20 protein-coding genes are annotated in these 18634 nt (G+C 68.6%); 11 read left to right on the forward strand and 9 right to left on the reverse strand.

Annotation, left to right across the window (positions count from 1 at the left end; genetic code table 11):
• Positions 1 to 166 precede the first annotated feature (166 nt).
• The 4 genes from proC to ABNQ39_RS06065 all read right to left on the reverse strand — a co-directional run bounded on the left by proC (position 167) and on the right by ABNQ39_RS06065 (position 5563).
• Complete coding sequence (gene proC / locus ABNQ39_RS06050) at positions 167 to 991, reverse strand: pyrroline-5-carboxylate reductase (RefSeq protein ID WP_376959492.1); 825 nt, start codon at positions 989 to 991, stop codon at positions 167 to 169.
• Positions 992 to 1063: 72 nt separating this feature from the next.
• The gene (locus tag ABNQ39_RS06055; RefSeq protein ID WP_109048371.1) at positions 1064 to 1567 is read right to left on the reverse strand and encodes a YbjN domain-containing protein; all 504 of its coding nucleotides are present in this window, start codon (positions 1565 to 1567) and stop codon (positions 1064 to 1066) included.
• Between the two features lie 224 nt (positions 1568 to 1791).
• Complete coding sequence (locus tag ABNQ39_RS06060) at positions 1792 to 2169, reverse strand: accessory factor UbiK family protein (RefSeq protein WP_376959493.1); 378 nt, start codon at positions 2167 to 2169, stop codon at positions 1792 to 1794.
• A 115-nt stretch (positions 2170 to 2284) separates the two neighbouring features.
• Positions 2285 to 5563: an AsmA family protein gene (locus tag ABNQ39_RS06065; protein ID WP_376959494.1), complete on the reverse strand. Its 3279-nt coding sequence runs from the start codon at positions 5561 to 5563 to the stop codon at positions 2285 to 2287.
• A gap of 276 nt (positions 5564 to 5839) precedes the next feature.
• Between ABNQ39_RS06065 and ABNQ39_RS06070 the strand changes: the two genes are divergently transcribed.
• On the forward strand, positions 5840 to 6022 hold the full coding sequence (locus ABNQ39_RS06070; protein WP_376959495.1) for a DUF4169 family protein: 183 nt from the start codon (positions 5840 to 5842) through the stop codon (positions 6020 to 6022).
• Between the two features lie 177 nt (positions 6023 to 6199).
• Positions 6200 to 7012 (forward strand): DUF2189 domain-containing protein, encoded by an 813-nt coding sequence (locus ABNQ39_RS06075; protein WP_376959496.1) that lies wholly within the window; start codon positions 6200 to 6202, stop codon positions 7010 to 7012.
• 62 nt (positions 7013 to 7074) lie between these two features.
• Here ABNQ39_RS06075 and ABNQ39_RS06080 read toward each other — a convergent pair whose 3' ends face one another.
• Entirely contained in the window at positions 7075 to 7272 is a 198-nt protein-coding gene (locus ABNQ39_RS06080) for a DUF1192 family protein (protein ID WP_174471935.1), read from the reverse strand.
• Between the two features lie 120 nt (positions 7273 to 7392).
• On the opposite strand from ABNQ39_RS06080, the gene ABNQ39_RS06085 reads away from it, so the two are divergent.
• The 5 genes from ABNQ39_RS06085 (at position 7393) to ABNQ39_RS06105 (ending at position 11163) form a co-directional block, all read left to right on the forward strand.
• Positions 7393 to 8409 carry an NAD(P)H-quinone oxidoreductase gene (locus ABNQ39_RS06085; RefSeq protein WP_376959497.1) on the forward strand — a complete coding sequence of 339 codons (1017 nt, stop codon included), beginning with the start codon at positions 7393 to 7395 and terminating at the stop codon, positions 8407 to 8409.
• 285 nt (positions 8410 to 8694) lie between these two features.
• A complete protein-coding gene (locus tag ABNQ39_RS06090; protein WP_109452530.1) occupies positions 8695 to 9309 on the forward strand; it encodes a DUF1013 domain-containing protein in 615 nt (204 codons plus the stop codon).
• A gap of 64 nt (positions 9310 to 9373) precedes the next feature.
• A complete protein-coding gene (locus ABNQ39_RS06095) occupies positions 9374 to 9967 on the forward strand; it encodes a UbiX family flavin prenyltransferase (protein WP_376959498.1) in 594 nt (197 codons plus the stop codon).
• A gap of 123 nt (positions 9968 to 10090) precedes the next feature.
• Positions 10091 to 10771 (forward strand): carbonic anhydrase, encoded by a 681-nt coding sequence (locus ABNQ39_RS06100; RefSeq protein ID WP_376959499.1) that lies wholly within the window; start codon positions 10091 to 10093, stop codon positions 10769 to 10771.
• Positions 10772 to 10902: 131 nt separating this feature from the next.
• Positions 10903 to 11163, forward strand: a complete 261-nt coding sequence (locus tag ABNQ39_RS06105) for a hypothetical protein (RefSeq protein ID WP_098739639.1) — start codon at positions 10903 to 10905, stop codon at positions 11161 to 11163.
• Here the strand turns inward: ABNQ39_RS06105 and ABNQ39_RS06110 are convergent.
• The gene (locus tag ABNQ39_RS06110) at positions 11139 to 12914 is read right to left on the reverse strand and encodes a hypothetical protein (protein WP_376959500.1); all 1776 of its coding nucleotides are present in this window, start codon (positions 12912 to 12914) and stop codon (positions 11139 to 11141) included. The genes ABNQ39_RS06105 and ABNQ39_RS06110 overlap by 25 nt on opposite strands.
• 195 nt (positions 12915 to 13109) lie before the next feature.
• Here ABNQ39_RS06110 and ABNQ39_RS06115 point away from each other — a divergent pair, with 195 nt between their 5' ends.
• The gene (locus tag ABNQ39_RS06115) at positions 13110 to 13526 is read left to right on the forward strand and encodes a hypothetical protein (protein WP_376959501.1); all 417 of its coding nucleotides are present in this window, start codon (positions 13110 to 13112) and stop codon (positions 13524 to 13526) included.
• 1 nt (position 13527) lies between these two features.
• On the opposite strand, the gene ABNQ39_RS06120 is transcribed toward ABNQ39_RS06115, so the two are convergent.
• Together ABNQ39_RS06120 and ABNQ39_RS06125 are read right to left on the reverse strand one after the other, a co-directional pair.
• A complete protein-coding gene (locus tag ABNQ39_RS06120; protein ID WP_376959502.1) occupies positions 13528 to 13986 on the reverse strand; it encodes a TIGR02444 family protein in 459 nt (152 codons plus the stop codon).
• A gap of 20 nt (positions 13987 to 14006) precedes the next feature.
• Positions 14007 to 15101 carry an ATP-dependent 6-phosphofructokinase gene (locus tag ABNQ39_RS06125; protein ID WP_098739637.1) on the reverse strand — a complete coding sequence of 365 codons (1095 nt, stop codon included), beginning with the start codon at positions 15099 to 15101 and terminating at the stop codon, positions 14007 to 14009.
• 272 nt (positions 15102 to 15373) lie between these two features.
• On the opposite strand from ABNQ39_RS06125, the gene ABNQ39_RS06130 reads away from it, so the two are divergent.
• On the forward strand, positions 15374 to 15574 hold the full coding sequence (locus ABNQ39_RS06130; protein WP_085089646.1) for a YdcH family protein: 201 nt from the start codon (positions 15374 to 15376) through the stop codon (positions 15572 to 15574).
• A 126-nt stretch (positions 15575 to 15700) separates the two neighbouring features.
• On the opposite strand, the gene ABNQ39_RS06135 is transcribed toward ABNQ39_RS06130, so the two are convergent.
• The gene (locus tag ABNQ39_RS06135) at positions 15701 to 16165 is read right to left on the reverse strand and encodes a group III truncated hemoglobin (protein WP_376959503.1); all 465 of its coding nucleotides are present in this window, start codon (positions 16163 to 16165) and stop codon (positions 15701 to 15703) included.
• A gap of 215 nt (positions 16166 to 16380) precedes the next feature.
• Here ABNQ39_RS06135 and purE point away from each other — a divergent pair, with 215 nt between their 5' ends.
• Positions 16381 to 16917, forward strand: a complete 537-nt coding sequence (gene purE / locus ABNQ39_RS06140) for a 5-(carboxyamino)imidazole ribonucleotide mutase (RefSeq protein WP_376959504.1) — start codon at positions 16381 to 16383, stop codon at positions 16915 to 16917.
• A 46-nt stretch (positions 16918 to 16963) separates the two neighbouring features.
• Positions 16964 to 18088, forward strand: a complete 1125-nt coding sequence (locus ABNQ39_RS06145) for a 5-(carboxyamino)imidazole ribonucleotide synthase (RefSeq protein ID WP_376959505.1) — start codon at positions 16964 to 16966, stop codon at positions 18086 to 18088.
• Positions 18089 to 18634 lie beyond the last annotated feature (546 nt).

Below are 18634 nucleotides of genomic sequence, written 5' to 3' on the forward strand. Positions count from 1 at the left end.
CTCCTTCGCGGAGTGAGCCATCCGGTCCGGCCCCCCGCAACCTGACGCCTCAGCCCCCAGCCCTGAATGCCCCTAAAGCGTGTTCAGGATGCATCGTTTCATCGCCTCCGGCAAATAAAAATTCTCTTCAAAGGTGCAAAATCTTTCGCAGCCTCGACTTATCCAGTCAACCCGCCAGTTCGCGCGACCGCCGGGTGGCGGCGGCGATGGCGGAGGTCATCACCGGCTGCAAGCCCCCCGTTGCCATCAGCACCTCGAGCGCGGCCTGGGTGGTGCCGTTCGGGCTGGTCACCGCCTTGCGCAGATCGGCGGCCTCCTGCTGAGGCGAGGCGTCGAGCAGCGCACCGGCGCCCGACACGGTGGCGCGGGCAAGCCGCATCGCCAGATCGGCGGGCAATCCGGCGGCCTCGCCGGCCTTCGCCATCGCCTCCACCAGGAAGAAGACATAGGCCGGGCCGCTGCCCGACACCGCGGTGACGGGATCCAGCAGCCCTTCGTCCTCCACCCAGGCGACGTCGCCGACGGCGCGCAGCAGGCGGTCGGACAGGTCGCGCTGGGTGGTGCTGACACGCGAATTGGCGACGGCGACGGTCATGCCCCGGCCGATGGCGGCCGGCGTGTTGGGCATCGAGCGGACGACAACCGTCCCCTCCCCCAGCAGACGTTCGAAATAGGCAATGGTCTTGCCGGCAGCGATAGACAGGAAGACGGTGTCGGGGCCGACCAGGGCACGGTAGGACGGCAGCGCCTCCTCCATCACCTGCGGCTTCACCGCCAGGACGACCACGTCGGGAACAAAGCCGTCCGGCAAGGCGTCAGCGCCGGATGCCAGGGTGACACGGGAGTCGCCCGCCACCGATTGCGGCAGGCCGGCGCGGTCGACCACCACGACGCGCGACGCGGTCCCGGCGGCGAGCCAGCCGTCCAGCATCGCCCCGCCCATCTTCCCGCAGCCGACCAACAGCAGCGACGCACCCGATTCCGCCGTCATGAACCCTGCCCCTCTCCGGTTCGCCAGGGCTTTCCCGCCCAGGCACTTTGTCCTGTTACGCTTCTTGTCCTGTTACGCTTCGCCCATGGTGTCGAGAATGGCGGCGGACACCGCCTCGGACGCCGACTTCCCACCCCAGATCACGAACTGGAAAGCAGGATAGAAGCGCTCGCATTCCGACAGGGCGATCTCAACCAGATCCTCAAGCTGCTCCACCGCCGCACCGCGCGCCCCGCGCAGCAACATGGTCTGGCGGAACATCGGCGTATGTTCTTCCGAGCAGACGTCGAAGTGGCCCAGCCACATGCGGCCGTTCACCTCGGCCAGAAGTTCGGCGACGGCGGTGCGGCGGGCGGCCTGGACCTTCATGTCGAACTGGCAGGAGAACTGCATCGCGGCAACGTCCGGCTGCCAGACGAAATAGAGCCGGTAATCGCACCAGCGCCCGCCGATTTCGACGACCAGTTCGTCCTCGGTGGCACGGTCGAAGGGCCATTCGTTGGCAGTGACGATCTCCTCGACCACGTCGAGCGGATTGTGGGCGGAAGTGGTGGTTTCGACGGCGACTGCCGACATGTCCGCGTCCTCCTGTGAAGGCGCTATGGGCGGTACCGTTCACCCGGACCGAAGAGACGCGCCGGTGACAGCGCGCGGTCCGGGCCAATACCCCAAGATGATGAAAAAAACGAGCTCAATCGAGGTCGAGACTGGCGCCGGCGCACACCCGTCCGGCCGCGGGACGCGGGCGCGGACAGGGACGACGGGAGGGGGCGTCGGGTGTGGGGCGGCGGCGCCGACGCTCAGGCGGCAGGGGCCGCCTTGCTGCCGGGCTTGCCCTCTTCGGGCTTGGCGCCCACCGGATCGGTCTCGACCACGGCGGGGACACCGGCGGCCTCGACCGGGACCGGCAGCGGCGCCTTCGCGGCGCTCAGCGATGCGACGGTCGCCTCAAGGGCGGCCAGCCGCTCGGCCATCGCCTCCTGCTCCTCGCGGGCCTTGGCGGCCATGGCGCGGACAGCCTCGTATTCCTCGCGGCTGACCACGTCCATCCGCGACAGAACACGTTCGAGCTGGGCGCGGAGCTGGCCTTCGGCCTCTTCGCGCAAGGACGAAAAGGCGCCGAGAGCGCCACCCGCCACACGGGCGAGATCGTCCAAAATCCTGTTGTCCACCTGCATCGCTCTGACTTCCGGTTACCGTTCGTTCATTATGGACGCCGCGCGCGGCGACTTCAACGCCCTTGGCCGTGTGGGCAGGCCGTCAATTTCGCTGGGGCATTACTCGGGCCGGCCGTCATTTCGCGGGCGCCGCGTTGAAGCGGTCGCGCAGAGCTTTCAGATCCAGGGTCTGGGTCGGGGCGGCCCAGGGGCCGGTCATGCGCAGGGTCAGCGGCGGCAGGTCGCCGTCCGTCTTCACCTTCAGGGTCAAACCCAGATCCACCTGCTCCTCGGCCAGCGAGACGGTGCCGGCCAGCGTGCCGTCGGCCGGCGCGGTGGTGAGGCGGGCGTCCTCGGTGCGGATCACCCCATTGTCGATGGCAAAGCGGGCGTCGAGCCGGTCGAGCTTCGTCTCCCCGCCCTGGAGCGCGCCGGCGACCGCAGTCAGCACCTCCTGCGTGCGCTCCACCCCGGCAAGGCGGCTGCGCAATGCCGCAAGGTCGACGCCGCGCAGCACGCCGCCCGACGCCACCGCTCGGCCGCGGCCGGTCAGACTGCGCAGCAGCGCGTCGCCATGGCCGCTGCCCGACAAGGTCACGTCGAGATCGACGGTGCTGCCGCTGAGGCCGAGCCCGGTGAGGCCGGACAGCGCGTTGCCGGTGTCGGCCTTGATGACGGTGAGATCGGCGTCGAGCTTCGGCGCCTGCCCGGCCACGGTGGCGAGACGGCCGCTGAGGCCGATCTGGCCGCCCTGCCATTCGCCGTCCAGCTGCTCCAGCGTCGCGACGCCCTTGGACAAGGTCGCCCGCAACGCGGGTTGGGCGATGCGCTGCCCACCCACCGTCAGGGAGGTGGAAGTCAGGCCGAGGCGGCCGTCCAGCGACTGCATCCAGGCGAGGTCGGACAGCGGGTCGGCTGGCGTTGCGGTGGGATCGGCAGCGGTGCCAGCGGGACGACCGGCACCGTCGCCGACCAGCGGAGCGTTGCGCAGCCGGTCGAGGTCGAGGTCGCCGGTCTGGATGTCGGCTTGGAAGGTGGGGCGTTCAGCCTTGCGGTCCAGCACCAGCTTGCCGCGCAGGGGCACGCCGGCGACCAGCCCCTGGAGGTTGTTCAGGGTGGGAGACGCCGCCGAACCCGACAGCTCGCCATAGAGATCGAGCGGGCCATAGGCACGGGCCAGGCCGGTGTCGGTGAACAGAGCGGCGATCCGCCCCATCTCCGGATGGGTGAGGCGCAACTTGAGGTCGGCGCTGGGTGTGCGGTCCAGCCCGAGCAGAACGCCGCCGGCCTCCAGCGTGCCGCCGAGCATGCCGGCCGAGGCCTCCACCGCCAGCCGCTCGCCGTCGCCGGCCAGCCGCGCCTTGGCGCTGACGGCGCCCAGCCGTTCCGGCACCGGCAGGCCGCGCGGCCAGGACACGGCACTGGGCAGGCCGCCCAGCGACTTGGCATCGGCCGTCAGGGCGAGGTTGACGCCGCGCAGCGGAATCAGGCTGGCGACCTGACCGTCGATGCGGGCCTGGAGGCCGGCGATGTCGTCCACCTTGGCCTCGCGCACCGTCAGCGCGCCGGAGGCGACCGTGGCGTCGAGGCGCAGCCCCTGCACCGGCAGCCCACCCACCGTCAGTTGCCCGACCCGCAGATCGAGGTTGGCGTCGGCAAGGCCGAGCATGCGCTGCGGCGTCTGGGCGGACCCGGTGGAGCCGTTGGCGGTCCCGTTGCGCGGACCGACGGCGCGGTTGGCCGGCTGCGTAGCGGCCTGGGAAGAGCCCTGGGAGGGCGCCTGGGCGGTTGCGGGATCGGGCGACAGGTAGCCGTCCAGATTGAGGCGGTCGAGTTCCAGCCGGGCGCCGAAGGCGGGACGGCCACGGTCGACATAGGCGATGGCACCGCTGAGGCGGCTGCTGTCGAAGCGGAAATCGAGGCCCGACAGCTCGAAACGGTCGGCATGGCCCTGGAGACGACCCGACAGCGAGGCGCGGCGCAGCCGGTCGGCCGGGACGCCGTGCAGGTCGAGCTTCGCCCAGTCCATCAGGGCGCGCAGGTTGTCGGCGTTCGCCTCCATCCGCACGTCCAGCGTCGGCTGGCCGCCCGGCGTCGTCACCTCCCCCGCCGCGACGAAGTCGGAGCCGCCGGGCAGCAGCGCGCTGATCCGGTCGATGTTCAGCCGGCCGCCGGAGAGGCTGGCCTCGATCCGGCCTTGCCGCAACACGCCGCGGTTGTAGGCGATGGCGTCGATGGCGACATCCAGCTTGGCCTCCACCCCGGCCGGCAGCACGACGGACAGGGACTGCGCCTTGCCGCCGCCGGAAGCATCCGCGGTGCCGGACGCGGCGGGTGGAGCGGACGCGGTGTTGCCACCGCTGCGCGCGCCCTGGGCCAGCCAGGCATCGAGGTCGAGACGGTTGACGGCGAGGGTCAGTTCGGTGCGCGGCTCCTCGCGCTTGGCGGGATCGCCGGCGCGGAGCGTGGCGTTGCCGGTGGCGCGCGTGTCGCCCAGTTGCACCTCCAGCCCGGAGAAGGTGGCGAGGCTGGTCCCCGCCTCCACCGTCGAGCGCAGGCTGAAGGGCTGGGCCAGCGCAGCCGGAGCCCAGGAGGATTTCGGGGAGTCGATCAGCTTGGCGAAGTCGCTGCCCTCGGCGCGCAGATCGCCCTGGACCTTCGACCCGCCTCCGCCATTGCCCCCGCTGTTGCCGCCGCCGGTCAGGATGCCGGCGAAGCGCAGGGTGGCGTCGGTGTGCGGCATCGACAGGGTGGCGCGCACCGGCACCGCCGCCCCTTCGGTGAAGCGGCCGGCGGTTGCCTCGCCATGCAGGGACAGGCCGCGCAGGCGGAAATCGCCCTGGATCTGGAAGGGGCCGTTCAGGCTGCCGGCGGCGATGCGGGCGCTGAGGCCCGCCACCGTCTCGGTCCGGCCGTTGCGGTCGTCGCGGTAAATGATCGTGCCATTGTCGATCAGCACCTGATCGAAGCTGACGGCGGAAACCAGCCCCTCGGCCGCCCCCAACCCGTCGCCGCCGCGGGTGCCGGCGGTGGACAGGTCCCAGTTGATGCGGCCGTCCTTCAGCACCTCGACCACGAAGGTGGGTTCGACCAGCGCGATGCTTTCGACCTGGACGCGGCCGCCCAGCAGCGGGCCGAGCGCCACCCGGGCGTCGAGCTTCTTCAGACGCACCATGTCGGGTTCGGCGGCGCCGGCGGCGTTGGCGAGCCGGGCGTCGCGCACCGTCAGCGCCGGAGACGGCAGCAGGGTGAAGCCGACGTCGCCCCGCAACTCCACCTGCCGGCCGGTCGCCTGCGACACCCGCTCGGCAATGATGCCCTTGTAGGCGTTCCAGTCGATGAGGCTCGGCGCCGCCAGCAGCAGACCGGCCGTAACCGCCAGTCCGGCCAGTGCAGCGATCAGGATCTTCTTCACCGGGTTTCCGCCTTCCCTGCGACCGGCCCTGTCGTCGGCCGCGCCCCTTTGCCACGTCTATACAAAGACCAGTTCCCCCACCCACCGCACCGTCCGCTTCCGGTGCGCGCCATCCTTCGGTAAGCTAGCGCCCGCAGAAGAAACAAGCAATTTGGGCAATCCCACGGCCAAGTCGGGATCCGCCTGGATTTTTCGCAAAGTTTTTTCGTCCCGCCGCGCGCCGGAATCGGCCGTGCGGCGCCGAACCCCCTGAAAACAGCCACCGGAGACCGTGCCATGGGCGACGTGGTCAACCTCAACCGTTTCCGCAAGACCCGCGACAAGGCAGAGCGCGCCAGGGAAGCGGAGGCGAATCGGGCCCGATTCGGCCGCACCAAGGCAGAGAAGGAGCGCGACCGCAAGGACGCCGAGCGGCGCACTCAGACTTTGGACGGGCATAAGCTGGACGGGGAGGATTGACCTCATAAGCCGAAAGCAAGGCAAAGACCAAGCTGCGCAGTGGGAATATCCTCTGCTTTTTTGTTACTATTGGGTATGCCGATAGTTCCCTATTGCGACTATCGGGACGGTTGTGTGACAGTGCCGGTCATGGGCGCCGGCGGGCGCTTTCCTTGGCTGTTGGGGAGGGCCGTCATCATGGTCGACATGACGTCGTTTCGCGGTTCGGTGCAGACGCCTCAGAGGCAAACCCCCAGCTGGCTGCCGGCGATCCGCTCGGTCGAGATGGACCGGCCCTGGGTCTGGCTGGCGTCGGCCTGGCAGGACATGATGGCCGCCCCCGGCATCAGCTTCGCCTACGGTGCGCTGGCGGTGATCTCCAGCTTCATGCTGGTGGTCGGTCTGGCGACGCTGGACATGGAATATCTGCTGCTGCCGATGGCGGCGGGCTTCATGCTGGTCGGGCCGCTGTTCGCCGTCGGGCTCTATGAGACCAGCCGCCTGCTGGAGCTGGGGGAACGGCCGACGCTGGCAAAGGTGATCGCCGCCTATCGCCGCAACGGGGTGCAGATCGCCGGGATCGGCATGGTGCTGATGCTGGCGCTGCTGGCCTGGATCCGCGTCGCCTTCCTGATCTTCGCCCTGTTCTTCTCCGGCGAGACGCCGGCGCTGGACCAACTGGTCGACCGTATCTTCTTCTCGGCGGAGACCATTCCCTTCCTGCTGACGGGGACGGTGTTCGGCGGGATCATCGCGACGGCGGTGTTCTCCATCGCCGTGGTGTCGGTGCCGATGCTGCTGGACCGCGAGACCGACGTCTTCACCGCCATGGCGACCAGCATCGCGGTGGTGCGTGCCAACATCAAGCCGATGATCGCCTGGGGCTTCCTGATCGCCCTGTTCATGAGCGCCGGTATGGTCACCGGCTTCCTCGGGCTGGCCATCGCCCTGCCGGTCGTCGGGCATGCCTCCTGGCATTGCTACCGCGATCTGGTCGGCATCGGGCGGTGACGTAGGGCAACCCACTCCGCACGCAGACGAAGCCCCTCTCCCCAGCGGGAGAGGGGCTTTTTTCACCCCTTCTTGAAGAAGGCCTCGGCCGCCGATTTCTGCGCCTGCTTGGCGGCGATGGCAGCGCGGGCGCGGGTGATTTCCGCTTCCAGCGTGGCGATGTAGGCCTCGATCTCGGCCACGCCCATCACGGTCAGGTCTTTGGGCGCCGGCTTGGCCTTGCGCGGCTCCAGATCCTCGAAACGCTCGTCGATGGCCATGATCGGGTCCCTCCCCCTGCCGTGTTTTCAGCCCGTTGCCCGGCTTGTCAGACCGGTTGGGCAAATCTACCTTTCGGGCCTGACATTGCCAAACAGACAAAAACCGAAGGGACGATCTCCATGGGTCTAAGCTTGCCCGACAGCATGCGCTGCGTCGAGATCACCCAGCCCGGCGGGCCGGAGGTTCTGCGCCCCGCCCGCCGCCCCGCCCCGGTGCCGGGTCCCGGCGAAATCCTGGTGGAGGTCGCCGCCGCCGGCGTGAACCGCCCCGACACGCTGCAACGCCAGGGCCGCTACGACCCGCCGCCGGGCGCATCCGACCTGCCGGGGCTGGAGTTGTCCGGCACGGTGATCGCCATCGGCGAAGGCGTGGAGAGCTGGGCCAGCGGCGACAGGGTCTGCGCGCTGGTGGCCGGCGGCGGCTATGCCGAATATTGCGTGGTGCCGGCGGTGCAGGCCCTGCCCGTGCCGGGCCCGCTGTCGATGGTCGAGGCGGCGGCAGTGCCGGAAACCTTCTTCACCGTCTGGACCAACGTGTTCGAGCGCGGCGCCCTGAAGCGCGGCGAGACCCTGCTGATCCATGGCGGATCGAGCGGCATCGGCACCACCGCCATCCAGCTGGCCAAGGCCTTCGGCGCGACGGTGTTCACCACCGCCGGCAGCGACGACAAGTGCCGCGCCTGCGAGGAGCTGGGGGCCGACCGTGCCATCAACTACAGGACCGAGGATTTCGTCGCGGTCATCCGCGAGGCGACCGGCGGTCGCGGCGTCGATGTGGTGCTGGACATGGTCGGCGGCGACTACATCGCCCGCGACATCGACATCATGGCGGTGGACGGCCGCCACGTCTCCATCGCCTTCCTGCAGGGGGCGAAGGTGTCGCTGAACATGGCGCCGGTGATGACCAAGCGGCTGACCCTGACCGGATCGACCTTGCGCGCCCGGCCGGTGGCGGAGAAGGGCCGCATCGCCGCGGCCTTGCGCGAGCATGTCTGGCCGCTGCTGGAGACCGGCGGCATCAAGCCGCAGATCCACGCCACCTTCCCGCTGGAACAGGCGGACGAGGCGCACCGGCTGATGGAAAGCAGCGCGCATATCGGCAAGATCGTGCTGACGGTGGGACCGGACGCCGCCTGATTTTGCGCTTTTCTTCGCCGCTGCGGCGCCGTCGGGCTTGCCATCCGCTGCCAAGACAGGTTAGCAGAGGCGAGCGGGCGGCCGGGATTTCCCGGTGCGCCTGCGTAAGCATGCTTACGCGGACCGGTATTCGCCCTATATCGTGGTGACGAGAATGGGGCGGCCGCCCCCGGAGTCACGAGGCCGGGTCGCGAAGCCGTACCCGCGCCGCATAACCAGTTTGAACGACCGGCCGCATCACCCGCCAGCGGGTGCGGCCGGTAAAGAAGTTTGTCAGGAGGGATGATGGCTCTGCCCTTGATGCCGAAAGCGACAGCCGTCTGGCTGGTCGAGAACACGTCCTTGTCCTTCGAGCAGATCGCCGCTTTCTGCGGCATGCATTCGCTGGAAGTCCAGGCCATCGCCGACGGCGAGGTCGCGGTCGGCATGGTGGGGCTGGACCCCATCGCCAACGGCCAGCTGACCAAGCAGGAGATCGAGCGCTGCGAGAAGAATCAGGATCTGCGCCTGAAGCTTCTGGTCGCCGACCTGCCGCAGGTCGCCTCCCGCTCCAAGGGTCCGCGCTATACCCCGATCACCAAACGCGGCGACAAGCCCGACGCCATCGCCTGGCTGCTGAAGCACCATCCGGAGCTGTCGGACGCCCAGGTCTGCCGCCTGATCGGCACCACGAAGCCGACCATCGCCGCGGTGCGCGACCGCACCCACTGGAACGTCGCCAACATCAAGCCGCGCGGCCCGGTGATGCTGGGCCTCTGCTCCCAGCGCGAGCTGGAAGAGGCGCTGGCGCTGGCGATCCGCCGCGGCGGCGTGCCGCGTGCCCCGGAGGACGCCGCCGAGGACTTCTACGGCGAAGGCCGCGAGGACGACCGCTATTCCGAACAGGAAGACGCGCACTGAGGGGGATGTCCCTCTCCCCGAGCGGGAGGGGGAATACCGCCTGATGAGAGCTTAGAATCCGGCCATGACCGATCCTACCATCCCTCCGCCCCGGCTCGTGGTCGGCATCAGCGGCGCGTCGGGAGTGATCTACGGCATCCGCATGCTGGAGACGCTGCGGCGGATCGGCGTCGAATCGCATCTGGTGGTCAGCCGGTCGGCCGAGGTCACGCTGGCGCATGAAACCGCCATGAAGGTGGCGGAGCTGCGGGCGCTGGCCGATGTCAGCTATGCCGCCGCCGACATCGGCGCGGCCGTGTCCAGCGGCAGCTTCCGCACGCTGGGCATGGTGGTCGCCCCCTGCTCCGTCCGGACGATGAGCGAGATCGCCAGCGGCGTCACCTCCACCCTCTTGACGCGGGCGGCGGACGTGGCGCTGAAGGAACGGCGCCGGCTGGTGCTGATGGTACGCGAGACCCCGCTGCATCTGGGTCACCTGCGCACCATGACCGCGCTTGCCGAAATGGGTGCCGTGATCGCGCCGCCGGTCCCGGCTTTTTATGCCAGGCCGCAGGGAATCGACGATCTGGTCGACCATTCCGTTGGCCGGGTGCTGGACCTGTTCGGGCTGGACGCGGGAAACCTGCGGCGCTGGGGCGAACGTCAGGGAGACACCTGACCCGCGGCGGTCGCCTTAACAGGTGGCTTGGAGCGCGGGCGCAATGCCAGTATACCGCTGTCGATGCACCACGACGCGGAACCGGCACCGCCGCCGGCCGGCGCCAAAGGGGAAAAGCCCATCATGCCCTTCAGCAGCAAACCGTCCGAGCCCATCCGCCAGCTTCTGGCCGGCATCAAGGCATTCCGCGCCCGCTATTACGAGCGGCGCCCCGACAGCATGCGGCAACTGGCGACCGAAGGGCAGCACCCGGAAGTCCTTCTGATCGGCTGCTCCGACAGCCGGGTCGACCCGGCGCTGCTGACGATGGCGGAACCCGGCGAGATGTTCGTCGTGCGCAACGTCGCCAACCTCGTTCCGCCCTACCAGCCCGACGGCGCCTATCACGGCACCTCGGCCGCCATCGAATATGCGGTCAAGGCGCTGAAGGTGTCGGAGATCATCGTGCTGGGCCATGCCAAGTGCGGCGGCATCCAGGGCCTGATCCGGCTTCGCGCCGGGCAGAAGGCGGAGGACGATTTCGTCTCCCCCTGGGTGTCCATCGCCGGTTCGGCACTCGACCCCTATGTCGGGCCGGAAGGCTCCGAACAGGCGCGCGCCGATGCGGAGAAATTGCAGAACACCCCGGCGGTGATCGAACGCGCCGCGGTCCGCGCGTCGGTCGAGAACCTGATGACCTTCCCCTTCGTGCGCGACGGGGTGGAGGCCGGCACGCTGAACATCCACGGTTGGTGGTTCGACATCGAGTCGGGCGAGATGTGGGCGATCCACCCCGTCACCCGGCTGTTCCAGCCGGTCGAGTGAGGGGCTCGGCGAGCCGTTTCAGACCAGGAAGCGTTAACCCGAGCGCCGGCACGGGATTTGCCGGCCCCCTGCCCTGTTGAGGGCGAAGGAAGAATTCTCCTTCGCAACCCTCATAAGGGAAAGGGACTGCCATGAAGACCGCGCTCCGCTTCGTGATCGTCGCCGCCGTACCGTTGGCGCTCGCCGCCTGCAACCAGACCAGCAGCAACAGCGGCGGCGGGTTGTTCGGCAACAGCGGCGGGGGTGGGCTGTTCGGGTCGGGAAATTCCGATTCCTATGCCCGCAACGGCCGCTGCGATGACCCGCGCTACAACACCTCCAATGGTGGCCATGCCGAGGCCGGGACCGACGACTACGACTGCTCCCGCTACGGCAACGGCCTGAAGCGCTGAGCCAGCGCCGCCAGTTCCGCGGCCATGCGCCCAGCGACCGCAGACCAGTCGCCGGGCGCCGGCTGCCGGAACAGGCGAGCGGTCGGATACCAGGGGCTGTCGTCACGGCCGGTCAGCCAGCGCCAGTCCGCCGAGAAGGGCAGCGCCACCCACAGCGGCAGGCCCAGCGCGCCAGCAAGATGAGCCGGACCGGTGCAGGATGACACCACCAGATCCAGATTCGCCATGATCGCCGCCGTGTCGGCAAAGTCCGAGATCGCGGTCCCCAGATCGATGAAGCTGTCCGGCAGGACGCTCTCAGCGAGGCCGGCGCGTCCCGGCCCCATCTGCAACCCGTAGAACCGGCAGCCCGGCACATCGAACAGGCCGCGCAGTCCGGCAAGCCTGGGCGAGCGCTCCTCGTCGCCGGGGAAGCGCGGGTTGCCGGCCCAGACGACGCCGACACGCAGCGCGTCCCGTGGCCCCAACTGCTCCCGCCAGTGGGCGACCCGCACCGGGTTGGGGCTCAGATAGGGGATATCGGCGGGCACACTGTCGAGGCCGGTGGCGAAGGCGCGTGGCAGGCTCATCAGCGGAGCTTCGAGATCGAAGGGCGGCAGCGGATCGCCACGGGCAATGACCTGCGCCGCCCCTTCCAGCCCGGCCATCAGCGGCAGCAGGGGCCGCTGCACCTCCAGCACCACCCGGCCGCCGCGGGCCGCCACCAGCGGGACATAGCGCAGGAACTGCAACGTGTCGCCCAGCCCCTGTTCGGCATAGAGCAGGATGGTGCGACCGTTCAGCGGCTCGCCCTGCCACGGTGGCTGATGGAAAGGTCGCCAGGGCGGATCGGCATGAGCGTCGCGGCGGCGCCAGTCGAACTCGGGCCAGCCGCGCCGGTAATCGCCGGCCATCAGCCGGGCGAAACCGAGATTCCAGTGCAGACCGACATCCTGCGGCCGGTCGGCCAGCGCGCGCTCGAACGCGACGGCAGCTTCCGCCGGGCGGGCCATGGCGACCAGGGCGATGCCCCGCGCCGCATGGACCGACGGGCCGGGTCGCAGGCGCTCCGCCATGGCGAAGGCGTCCAGCGAGTCCGGAAAGCGGGCGAGCTTGGCCAGGACGGCGCCCAACACCTCCCACGGCTCAGCGGCATTGCGGTCGAGAGCCAGCGACTCACGGGCGGCGGACTCGGCTTCCGCCCAGCGGCGCTGGGCCGCCAGTGCCGCGGCAAGCGTTGCATAAGCAACGGCAGACCGGGCGTTCAGGCTCAGCGAACGGCGGGCACAGCGTTCGGCCGCCCTTGCATCGCCGCAGGACAGCAGGGCGGCGGCCCGGTTCGCCAGCGCGTCGGCATGGTCGGGCGCCAGGGCCAACGCATGGCCGGCGGCCGTCAACGCGGCCAGCACCTCCCCCAGCCGGCGCAACGCACCGGCGCGGTTGGCATGGGCATCGGCGAGGTCCGGCATCAGGCGCAGCGCCCGGCCATAGTGCCGCACGGCATCATCGAGGGTGCCGGCCGACTGCTCGACCCCGGCGAGGTTCGACAGCCCGGCGGCCCCGTCGGGACGCAACGCCACGGCAAGGCGCAGCCACCGGTGCGCCGCCGCCTGCCGTCCAGTCTGGGCGGCGAGTACCCCCAGAAGCTGCATGGCATCGGCATATTCGGGGTCGGCGCCGAGGATTCGGCGATAGATGTCCTCCGCCTCCGCCACCCGGCCCCCCTGATGGTGGTCCAGCGCGATCAGCAGAGCCTGCGACAAAGTAACCATCGGCACACATGTGAAGTGATGGAGGGAGTAACGGGCTTGCTGCCGAGAACGTGATCATGCCTCTTCGGAACCAGGCCGGTCCAGCCGGGCCTATGCCTGAAATCGTTGCAAACGGTCACAGGATTGGGATTTTCCCTGGATTGTCATGACGCTGACCCATCGTTATTGTCCGCGCCGTTCTTCGAGGAGCGGATCATGACCACCCGCCCAATCCGGGCACTCTTCTGCCACTCCGGCCTCCGCCGGCTTACTCTCGCCGCCGCCCTGACCTTCGCTTTCGGGATCGCCGCCGCGCAGGCCAATGAGGGCGCCAAGCCGAACGGCTGCCCATGGTCCCAGGACGTGACACTGGAGATCAACGGCAAGACGCTGACCCTGAAGCAGGACGCCTTCACCACCACCAGCGCCGAACCGCTGGAGATCGAGCAGTTCAAGGTGTTCCCGCTGATCGACCAGTTGAAGCTGCGCATCATCGGCCCGAAGGGGCGCGAATGGGAAGCGGCGCTGACCCGTCTGGTCAGCGGCAAGCGGTGCAGCGCCTTCTATGCCGGCAAGCCGGTGCTGGTGTCCAACACGGTGCGCGATCCGAACGAGCTGATCCTGAACCGCTAGGTCAGTTCCTCAGCCCGCTTGGCAACACTCCCGCCAGTTCCTCCAAAGCCGGGTCGCCGCCGGGCACCAGCAGCGCCATGTTGGCGACGGCAAGCTCCACGTCGCCACCTGGCTGCGGGGCAAAGCCCGCCGCGGCGAACAGGCGGTCCTGCTGGACACGCTCGGCCTCCAGTTCCGCAGCCTTCATGCGGCGGTAGAAGGCGTCGTCCTCCGCCTTGGCGCGGCGGCGCAGGGCGCGCAGCGGACGCACAACCTCCTCCCGCCAGCCGGCGACCGCCGCGTCGATGCGGCCCAGTTCCTCGGCCGACAGGCGGATACCGCATTCCAGGCCGGCCCAGGCGGCGAACAGCAGCACATTCACGTCGACCCCGCGCCGGTCCTGAAGCGACAGGCAGCAGGCCGGCACTCCCGGCCGTCCGTAGACGGCCAGGGAAAAGTCCCAGAAGGGATTCGCCGGCATTCCGCCCATCGCCACAGGGATCAGTCGCCGAAGCTGATGTTCAGGCCACGGGCCGTCTTCACCAGCGCGCCATCCAGTTCGACGCAGGAATAATGCTCGATCGCCTCGGTGATCGGCACGTCGATGACGCCGCGGTTCGACCAGGCGACCATGCGGTTGAACTTGCCCTCGGCGATCAGGTCGACGGCATGGACTCCGAAGGCCGAGGCGATCAGGCGGTCGCGCGGGCTGGGCATGCTGCCGCGCTGGACGTGGCCCAGCACGGTGACGCGGGTTTCGGCCCCGGTGGCGTCGGCGATCTTCTCGCCGATATAGTCGCCGATGCCGCCATAGCGCTTCTCGCCGCCCTGGAGGATCTTCTTGACCCCGGTCCCTTCCAGCGTCTTCACCGCCTCCGACACCACGACCAGGGCGAAGTTGCGGCCGGAGTCGCGCACGCTCTGGATCTTGGCGGCGATGCTTTCGATGGAATAGGCAATCTCCGGGATCAGGATCACGTCGGCCCCGCCGGCGATGCCGGCCGCCAGCGCGATGTGGCCGGCGTCGCGGCCCATCACCTCCAGCACCATCACGCGGTGGTGGCTGGCGGCTGTCGGTTGCAGGCGGTCCAGCGCCTCCACCGCCACGGCGACGGCGGTGTCGTAGCCGACCGACACCTCGGTCTTGCCCAGGTCGTTGTCGATGGTCTTGGGCACGCCCACCATCGGGAAGCCGCCCTTTTGCGCCAGCTTGTGCAGGATGGCGAAGCTGCCGTCGCCGCCGATGCCGATCAGCGCGTCCAGCCCAAGCTCGCGGTAGCCGCCGACGATCTCATCGGAACGGTCCTTCAGCGTGCCGTCCGGCATCGGATAGGCGAAGGGGTCGCCGCGGTTGGTCGTGCCCAGGATGGTGCCGCCCTGGCGCATCATGTGGCCGTCGACGGAGCCGAGATCGAGCGTCTGGTACTGCACCGGGCGCTGTAGGAGGCCCTGGGTGCCTTCCTTGATGCCCAGCACCTGCCAGCCATAGCCGGTGGCGCGGTGGACCACCGCACGGATGACCGCGTTCAACCCGGCGCAATCGCCGCCGCTGGTCAGGATGCCGATGCGCTTGCCGGCTTTATTAGGGGCAGTCATTGAGGTTTCCCGTCCCGTTCGCCTGTTCGTTGAAATGGACCACCATGTTACCGGAACAGAAGTTTCCCGCAATCTTTGCCCGCATCCGCAAAGGGGGCATCGCGCCGGCCGCATTCCCTCCGGCGCGACGGCGGGCATGCCAAAGGGCCGAGCCGGCGGTTTGGCGGTGCCGTGCCGCCGGAAATCTGGTATAGTCCAGTCCGCCCAGCCAAGGGTCACCCGCAAGAGCACCCCCGTCCCACCCGGGGCAACGGCCATTCCTAACGGGCGCGATGAACGAGCAAGAGATTTTGAAGGAAAAGCTGGCGAGCTTGCGCAGCGAGCACCGCGACCTGGACGACGTGATCGCCCGGCTGGTCGAACGCGCGCCTTATGACCAGTTGCAGATGCAGCGGTTGAAGAAGCGCAAGCTGATGCTGAAGGACCAGATCATGGTCCTGGAGAGCCGGCTGCTGCCGGACATCATCGCTTAACGGAACACGCGACGCGCTTTTGGTCGTCATCCCCGCGAAGGCGGGGATCATGGCTCCGGAAAAAGCGCTTCAAGACGCCGGATTCCCGCCTTCGCGGGAATGACGGGCCGGCTGGGAACTGACGCGTCACCCCTTCTTCGGCACCGTGAAGAACTGAATTCCCATCTGGAAGCTGCGGGCGATGTTCTCGGCCTTGCCGATCAGGAAGTTGGCGCCTTCGGCCGGCAGGACCTCGTGGGCGGTCTGACGGAACAGGCCGAGCCAGCGTTCGAAATGCGGCGGCTCCAGTCCCAACGAGATGTGGACCGGCATCGGACGCCCGTCGTAGCGCTGGGTCAGCAGGGCGATGGACGACCAGAAATCGATCATCTTGCGCAGATGCGGTTCCCAATCTGTGATGGCGCGGCCGAAGATCGGACCGAGTTCCTCGTCCGTCATGATCTTGCCGTAGAAGGTCCGCACCAGCGTCTCGATCGACACCTCGTCGATGCCGACGGCGGCCATCCGTTCCTCCGCCATGGCGGCGCGGATGTCGCGGTGTTCCTTGCGCTGGGTGTCGCCGAGGTCTTCGCCGGAAACGGAGTCGGTCATGCGATGGGTCCGCCGAGTGAATTGAGCAAGGTCTATCCAGTCCATATAAGGCGGCACCATAAGTGGAACCATGTTCCGTCGGAAGGGCCGGAATGTCGCAGCCGCAGGGTGGGATTCGCGGAACGCCGACGCCAAGGAACGGCGCCGCCTCTGGACAGAAGCCCGACTCTTCCTATAATGCCCCGCTTTCCGGACCTTGAGGAAAGCGCCAGGCCGTGACCGCCGACCACTCCCCCAACAGCACCGCTTCGGCTACCGGCACCCAGCCGCTGGTCGGCATCATCATGGGCAGCCAGTCCGACTGGACGACGATGAAGCACGCCGCCGACACGCTGGCGGCGCTGGGCGTCCCGCACGAGGTCCGCATCGTTTCCGCCCATCGCACCCCGCACCGGCTGGTGGAGTACGCCACCACCGCCAAGGCGCGCGGGCTGAAGGTGGTGATCGCCGGGGCCGGCGGCGCCGCCCATCTGCCGGGCATGGCCGCGTCGATGACGCCGCTGCCGGTCTTCGGCGTGCCGGTCGAAAGCCACGCGCTGAAGGGCATGGACAGCCTGCTGTCCATCGTGCAGATGCCGGGCGGCGTGCCGGTCGGCACGCTGGCCATCGGCAAGGCCGGCGCCATCAATGCCGCCTTGCTGGCCGGCTCGGTCATCGCCCTGATGGACCCGGCGGTGGCCGACGCGCTGGACGGCTGGCGCGCCCGCCAGACCGCCGCGGTCGCCGAAGCCCCCGTCGACGATCCTGCCTGACAACTGGCCCGATAACTGGCCCGGACAACTTGAAAGCCCTACCGTCATGACCGGCACCCCATCCGGCACTCCCCTGCCCCGCCTCGCCCCCGGTTCAACCATCGGCATGCTGGGTGCCGGACAGCTCGGCCGGATGACGGCGCTGGCCGCGGCACGTCTGGGCTACAAGACCCATGTCTACGCCCCGGACGCCGCCGACAGCCCGGCGGCGCAGGTCAGCGCCGCGGCGACGGTGGCGGACTGGGACGATCTGGAGGCGCTGGAGCGCTTCGCCCGCTCGGTCGATGCGGTGACGCTGGAGTGGGAGAATGTGCCGGTCGCCACGGCCGAGCATCTGCGCCGCTTCGCCAACCTGAACCCCGGCCCGAACGTGCTGTCGGTGGCGCAGGACCGCATCGCCGAAAAGAGCTTCGTCAACGCGCTGGGCATCGCCACCGCCCCCTGGCGCCCTGCCAACAGCGCCGAGGAGGTCGCCCGCGCGGTGGCCGAGGTCGGTCCGCGCTGCGTCCTGAAATCGACGCGGCTCGGCTATGACGGCAAGGGCCAGGCCCGACTGGACAGCGGCAGCGATCCGGCGGCGGCCTGGGCCAGCATCGGCGGCGGCAAGCCCGGCGTGGAGGGCATCGTCGAAGGCTTCGTCACCTTCGCCTGCGAAGTGTCGGTGATCGTCGCCCGCGGCGCCGACGGCGCGATGGTCGCCTATCCGGCGGTGGAGAACCGGCACAAGGACGGCATCCTCGACGTCACCATCGCGCCCGCCGCACCGGACAAGGTGTCGGCGGCAACCGCGGCGGAGGCCGACCGCATCGCGCGGCGCATCGCCGAGGCCCTGGATCTGGTCGGCGTGCTGGCGGTGGAGATGTTCGTCACAGCCGACGGCGCCGTGCTGGTCAACGAAATAGCGCCGCGCCCGCACAATTCCGGCCACTGGACGATGGACGCCTGCGCCACCTGCCAGTTCGAACAGCTGGTTCGTGCGGTCTGCGGCCTGCCGCTGGGCTCGGTGGAGCGGGTGGCGAATGCCGAAATGACCAACCTGATCGGCGACGACGTGCTGAGCTGGCCGGAGCTGTTGGCCGAACCCGGCGCCCGCCTGCACCTGTACGGCAAGGCGGAGGCCCGGTCCGGCCGCAAGATGGGCCACGTCAACCGGCTGTTCCCGCGGCGCTGACGCCGGCACCACGGTAAAAGCCGAAGGGCCCCGCGACCGTTATGGTCGGCGGGGCCTTTTTCTTTGGCCGGGAGCAGGTTCCGTCGCGACCGAAGTGCAGCCACTGCACGCGCTGCGCCGGTGGATGGACATCACCGGTTTCTCGGCCGCGACGGGACGTCCGGAGAATGACGGTTGTGGTCACCCCGCTCAAGGCCGGAAAAGCTCAACCGGGAGGCGCAGACAGCGTACCGCTTCGATGACAACCAAACGATGAAAAAGCTCCAAATGGATATAAAGTCCTTCAAGGCAGTACGGCGACCCTGCAATGGGGCAAAACCGCGGCCAAAAGGATGCAGGCAATCAATCTCCACAACCTATCGGTGGTAATCACTGAATCACATTCGGAATAAGCCCGATTTCCGCTTTTTGGTTGCGGGTACTGTCTATACTTTCACCCAACGGTAATCTTACGAGAATCCCTGCATCGGAGCAACTACCATCCTTTTCAACCTAAGTATTGGTAGCCGACATGAGATGATACAAACAATACGCCAATCTGGAGAT

Origin of the sequence: Azospirillum sp. A26, from assembly GCF_042604635.1 — a bacterium.
Taxonomy (GTDB): Bacteria; Pseudomonadota; Alphaproteobacteria; order Azospirillales; family Azospirillaceae; genus Azospirillum; species Azospirillum palustre.

Coding starts and splice junctions, on each gene's coding strand:
- ABNQ39_RS06090 (WP_109452530.1), top strand. CDS start 8,695: ATGGCTCTGCCCTTGATGCCGAAAGCGACAGCCGTCTGGCTGGTCGAG.
- ABNQ39_RS06130 (WP_085089646.1), top strand. CDS start 15,374: ATGAACGAGCAAGAGATTTTGAAGGAAAAGCTGGCGAGCTTGCGCAGC.
- ABNQ39_RS06110 (WP_376959500.1), bottom strand. CDS start 12,914: ATGGTTACTTTGTCGCAGGCTCTGCTGATCGCGCTGGACCACCATCAG.
- ABNQ39_RS06125 (WP_098739637.1), bottom strand. CDS start 15,101: ATGACTGCCCCTAATAAAGCCGGCAAGCGCATCGGCATCCTGACCAGC.
- ABNQ39_RS06070 (WP_376959495.1), top strand. CDS start 5,840: ATGGGCGACGTGGTCAACCTCAACCGTTTCCGCAAGACCCGCGACAAG.
- ABNQ39_RS06060 (WP_376959493.1), bottom strand. CDS start 2,169: ATGCAGGTGGACAACAGGATTTTGGACGATCTCGCCCGTGTGGCGGGT.
- ABNQ39_RS06100 (WP_376959499.1), top strand. CDS start 10,091: ATGCCCTTCAGCAGCAAACCGTCCGAGCCCATCCGCCAGCTTCTGGCC.
- ABNQ39_RS06105 (WP_098739639.1), top strand. CDS start 10,903: ATGAAGACCGCGCTCCGCTTCGTGATCGTCGCCGCCGTACCGTTGGCG.
- ABNQ39_RS06095 (WP_376959498.1), top strand. CDS start 9,374: ATGACCGATCCTACCATCCCTCCGCCCCGGCTCGTGGTCGGCATCAGC.
- ABNQ39_RS06135 (WP_376959503.1), bottom strand. CDS start 16,165: ATGACCGACTCCGTTTCCGGCGAAGACCTCGGCGACACCCAGCGCAAG.
- ABNQ39_RS06115 (WP_376959501.1), top strand. CDS start 13,110: ATGACCACCCGCCCAATCCGGGCACTCTTCTGCCACTCCGGCCTCCGC.
- ABNQ39_RS06120 (WP_376959502.1), bottom strand. CDS start 13,986: ATGCCGGCGAATCCCTTCTGGGACTTTTCCCTGGCCGTCTACGGACGG.
- ABNQ39_RS06145 (WP_376959505.1), top strand. CDS start 16,964: ATGACCGGCACCCCATCCGGCACTCCCCTGCCCCGCCTCGCCCCCGGT.
- ABNQ39_RS06055 (WP_109048371.1), bottom strand. CDS start 1,567: ATGTCGGCAGTCGCCGTCGAAACCACCACTTCCGCCCACAATCCGCTC.
- ABNQ39_RS06085 (WP_376959497.1), top strand. CDS start 7,393: ATGGGTCTAAGCTTGCCCGACAGCATGCGCTGCGTCGAGATCACCCAG.
- ABNQ39_RS06075 (WP_376959496.1), top strand. CDS start 6,200: ATGGTCGACATGACGTCGTTTCGCGGTTCGGTGCAGACGCCTCAGAGG.
- ABNQ39_RS06080 (WP_174471935.1), bottom strand. CDS start 7,272: ATGGCCATCGACGAGCGTTTCGAGGATCTGGAGCCGCGCAAGGCCAAG.
- proC (WP_376959492.1), bottom strand. CDS start 991: ATGACGGCGGAATCGGGTGCGTCGCTGCTGTTGGTCGGCTGCGGGAAG.